This window comes from Chryseobacterium lactis (genome assembly GCF_003815875.1).
In the GTDB taxonomy this organism is placed as follows: domain Bacteria; phylum Bacteroidota; class Bacteroidia; order Flavobacteriales; family Weeksellaceae; genus Chryseobacterium; species Chryseobacterium lactis.
In genome coordinates this window covers 1,257,915-1,261,160 of record NZ_CP033924.1, presented here as the reverse complement: position 1 = coordinate 1,261,160, position 3,246 = coordinate 1,257,915, and the positions used below count along the sequence as shown (strand labels likewise).

At 37.6% G+C, this 3,246-nt stretch carries 2 protein-coding genes; both read right to left on the bottom strand.

The window, feature by feature from the left end; translation table 11 throughout:
- Positions 1-614: 614 nt before the first annotated feature.
- On the bottom strand, positions 615-2,375 hold the full coding sequence (locus tag EG342_RS05470) for a fibrobacter succinogenes major paralogous domain-containing protein (protein WP_103288751.1): 1,761 nt from the start codon (positions 2,373-2,375) through the stop codon (positions 615-617).
- Between the two features lie 259 nt (positions 2,376-2,634).
- Positions 2,635-3,198 (bottom strand): hypothetical protein, encoded by a 564-nt coding sequence (locus EG342_RS05465; RefSeq protein WP_123868035.1) that lies wholly within the window; start codon positions 3,196-3,198, stop codon positions 2,635-2,637.
- Between the last annotated feature and the right edge of the window lie 48 nt (positions 3,199-3,246).

Below are 3,246 nucleotides of genomic sequence, written 5' to 3'. Positions count from 1 at the left end.
AGAAAATATATCCGAAAGGATATCAGGTTAGGTTAGGTGTAGGTACATTTCTTATTCATTCAGCTATGTAAAATGTTCGTCCATTCAAATATCCCAGGCATAACGAGAATACCGTATCTGAAGAACTTTACTTTTATAAAAGATGAATAACGAGGCTTGCCAACAAGAAGCTACAAGGTGAAAAAGTTACATGAGATTAAGTTAGGAACTGATTTTAAGACATACATCCGTAGCCCACAAACCATAAAGACTCACCTCATCAGGAAAGAAATAATTTTTTTTGTTTGGTGTCTTTCTCAATAACATTTCAATATGCATTTTACTTATAATAGCAATGCCTATTTTTATATTAACATTATTTAAAATTTACATATAAGGATATAAGACCAGATTGAATAGATTTCAAAGCAGCGTACAGCAAACCCGAAATCATCAAGAAAAAGATGATTATTTTATCTATTAAGTGTTTTTTTAAAAAAAAGGAATACTCCAATATTGCAACTTTTTCTTACAATCACAATCTTGTCTTTACATATTTAATAATTATTTAATCTATCAAATAGCTACCAACAAATGTTGGCAGCTACTCAATGGATATATGTCAATTTTTACTTTTACTCTTTAATACAACGAACTGAATTTCCTTGTGATTTCGTAGATCCGCTGGTAGTATTAGCAGTTCCAAATGTTGGAATCTGAAGAACATAGGCGGCAGGATTAGCAACGGCATCAGTTGAACTACTCCAGTAAAATCCTTGTTGTCCGGTATATATGGATGAAAGTGTTCCCTGTCCGGCATCACGTATTCCAGGAACCGTGAGTCCAAGTTTATTTGATGAAGCTCCGGATGATCCATTGATTACATTGGCATCCAGATAGCTGGACAATTGAGCTCTTGTAGGAACTTTAAATCCGATAGGACATGGATTATTCGTTGAAGTTGAATTATCCCATAAATTCGAATTCGGATTTACTCTCCAATCGCCTCCTACAGCTATAAATAATGGATTAGCAGGAACATCGCTTTTCGTACCGGTTATTCCGTTTACAGGAGTTCCGTTATTAGGCCCTGTCCATTTAATCAATTCATGTGCATCCGGTCTTCTTCCCCATTGGAATAACGATCCGTAAGCACGGTAATCTGATGAAGAAGTTGCTTTTTGTCCAAGATTAAAATTAGGACTGTTGATATCAGTATAATCTGCTCCTAAGTTATGATTCAGCCATACATTATTATCTTCACCCTGTACCGGCAGATAAAGGAAATTATGATTAAAGTTACCCTGAACATCCGGTTCATTAAACATTCTATCAGGGATAGCTGCAATAATACGAACCTCATATCCTTTCTGAGCTCCGGAATTTGGCAGCACAAATCTTCCCAGCAATACTCCCAGGTAATCATTTCCAATTCCGGCATTTACATCCAGCTTACGGGCATTTAATGTGCCTACTTCAGATTTTAGAGTTGCCGTTATCGATTTAGTAGAGGCATTATAAGACTGCGAGTTCCATGAAAGAGTGATATTTCTGGAAATACCGTCTTCAGTAAGATTTGCAGGGATATTTATAGTTTGGCTCCATGCTCCGACAGTTCCACTTCCGGTGGCTGTAGCAGGAATATAAACGGTAAGGCCTGATGTAGGGATAATTCCCTGAAGATCTACCAGTGTATCATTGATTCCATCGGCTGCAACAGGTCTTGCCGTAGTCGCCGGTCCAGTTGGAAGCGTAAATGGTGAATAGTCCTGATCATAAATTGAAGCAATAAAATATCTACCTTCAATGGTAATATTTGTCGGAATCACTGGTGTTCCAGGATTTACCGGAAGAGAGATTGCAGAACAGGTACTACCATTCACTGTAATACTAAAAACTGCACTTCCCGAGCTAATCGGATAACCTGTAACTGTAAATTGTAATGTTCCGGGACCTACAGCAAATGTTCCGGGTGCTAAGGTGGCGGTTAATCCATTAGCCTGAACAGTTTGCCCGGGATAAGCACTTCCGTCTCCTCCGGTGTAGGGAATTGTTAGCGTCCCATTATAAAGTTGTCCTTGTGTTGCAGTAGCGGGTGAAAATACAGCAGAGCCACAGGTTAGTGCAAAATTGGGATTATCTTTCCAGAAGCATTTTGACCATGCTCCTCCCTGATAAGCCTTTACGCATTGCTCTGACACATCGTAAATCACCATACCGTTAATCGGATTTTTTACTACGCCAGGGTTGGGAACTCTGTTTAATAGTAAGCTTTTGTTTGTAGATCCCAATTCAAGATCAGCACTGAGATTTGGATTAGGTTGATTAATCCCAACCTGTGCTAGCAAGTAAATGCTAAAACAAAAAAAGACTGTTAGTAATAATTTTTTTTTCATTTTTGAATTTTTTTTGTGGTTTTAAAATTTGTCTATAAAATATTTCCTCAACGAAGTTGCCATGAAAATAGGATAGAAAAGCCAGGTAGATAGGTTCAACTGTGTTTTATAAAATATGCTCTAATGAATTACTAATACCTCCGTAATTATCAGAAACCTGCCTGCAAAAGGCAAATTCTACTTTCTGCATTCAATAAAATGCATGAATTAGATATTAAAAATGTATTAATTGAAACCTGCCACCCATATTTCTATCGGATTACCGGGAAGCAACTGAACAGGTATTTCCAACAACATTAACGTTAAAAGTTATGTTTCCCGTTTGATCAGGCGTACCCGTTACCGAATACTGCAGATTTCCGCTGCCCTGCGAAAACATTCCTGCAGGTAATACAGCACTCAAACCATTGGTCTTGACTATTTGACTTTCATAAGAGCTTCCATTTCCTCCGGTATAAGGAATAGTTAAGGTTCCTTTATATGTTTTTCCAGAAGTTGGAGCAGGTGAGATTGTCGCAGAACTACATGACAAAGAAATAGAGCTTATGGCACTCCTGCTGTTGAGACCTTTACCAAGGCATTTTGACCATTTCTTGTTTTGATATGCTTTTACACATTCTTCAGACCTATCATAAATCATCATCCCATCAACGGGATTGGCAATGGCACTGGTGTTAAGAACTCTGTTTAAAATTAAAGTTTTGTCGTTTGAACCTAGTTCAAGGTCTGCACTGGGATAAGGCTTATCCGTCTTAATGCCAACCTGTGCAAAGGAAAGCATACTGATGCCGAAAGTAATCAGCACACATACGTTTTTCATCATTTGTAAATGTTTTTTAGTGTTTAAAATAATTTTTTTCTCCGAGTAAAG